The sequence below is a fragment of the Streptococcus suis genome (genome assembly GCF_002964045.1).
Classification (GTDB): domain Bacteria; phylum Bacillota; class Bacilli; order Lactobacillales; family Streptococcaceae; genus Streptococcus; species Streptococcus suis_U.
The window spans coordinates 1-1416 of sequence record NZ_POPB01000453.1; the positions used below are offsets into that span (position 1 = coordinate 1).

The window sequence follows — 1416 nt, forward strand, 5'->3', positions numbered from 1 at the left end:
GGCTCTTTGTCAACTGTAGTGGGTAGATGAAAAGCTAACACCTAGAGAGGACGAAGTTCGTTCTCTCTTTCTTTATGTTCAAAGCAATCAAAATACGTTTTTTAAAATTTTCAAAGTTCCTGAAACCAAAGGCATTTCTTTTAATGACTTTGATGAGATTGTTGGTAGCTTCCAGTTTGGCGTTGGAATAAGGCAATTCCATGGCGTTTAAAACCTTGTCTATATCCTTTAGAAATGTCTTAAATACCGTCTGGAAAATAGGATTAACATTGGCTATTTCCTGTTCGATAAGGTCAAAGAAATGATCTGAGTTTTTCTCTTGGAAATGGAACAAGAGAAGCTGATAGAGTTCATAGTGTTGTCGGAGTTCATCTGAGTAGGATAGGAGTTTTTCTAGGATTTCCTTGTTAGTCAAGTGCATGCGAAACATAGGGCGATAAAATCGTTTATCGCTGAGTTTACGGCTATCTTTTTGTATCAATTTCCAGTAGCGTTTCAAGGCTCGGTATTCGTGCGATTTTCTGTCGAATTGATTCATAATTTGAATACGGAAACGGTTCATAGCACGACTAAGGTGTTGAACAATATGAAAGCGGTCAAGTACTATCTTGGCATTTGGAAATAGTTGTTTAGCAAGTTGATAATAGGGACTAAACATATCCATGGTAATGACTTTGACTTGATTTCTAACCTTTCTAGGATAGCGTAGAAAGTGGTTTCGGATGGTTGCTTGTGTTCTTCCGTCCAGAATGGTAATAACATTTAGGGAATTGAAATCTTGAGCGATAAAGCTCATTTTCCCCTTTTTGAAGGCATACTCATCCCAGCTCATCACCTCAGGTAAGGTATTCCAATCTGTTTCAAACTTGAACTCATTTAGCTTTCGACTAACTGATGATGTTGAGATAGATAGCCTGTGTGCAATATGTGTCATTGCTTGATTTTCGATGAGTAATTGGGCGATTTTCTGGTTAACCGCGACAGAAATTTGGTGGTTCTTCTTGACAAGAGGAGTTTCAGCAACAGTCATTTTCCCACATTCTTTGCACTTGAAACGACGCTTTCTAAGTCGGATAAGCAAGGGATAACCAGCAGTTTCTAGGTAGGGGATTTTAGAGGCCTTCTGGAAGTCGTATTTGGCCATTTGTCCCTTGCAGGAAGGGCATTTAGGGGCTGTATAATCCAAGTGACCGTGGAGTTCTAAGTGAGTTCCTAGGTCATATTCATTAGAGATAGTGATATTTTTGTCTTTAATTCTGAGAAGATTTGTGATAAGATTTAGTTGTTCCATATGAGTCTTTCTAAAATGATAGTTTGAGCACTTTTCATTATAGGTCATATGGAACTTTTTTTCTATACTCAAAAAGGCTCCATAATTTCCATGGTGGATTTACCCACTACAGAAATTATAGAGCC

At 38.1% G+C, this 1416-nt stretch carries 1 protein-coding gene; it reads right to left on the reverse strand.

Going from position 1 to position 1416, the window contains the following annotated elements; genetic code table 11:
• Nucleotides 1-34: 34 nt before the first annotated feature.
• Entirely contained in the window at nt 35-1291 is a 1257-nt protein-coding gene (locus C1E99_RS11535) for an ISL3 family transposase (protein WP_105207630.1), read from the reverse strand.
• Nucleotides 1292-1416 lie beyond the last annotated feature (125 nt).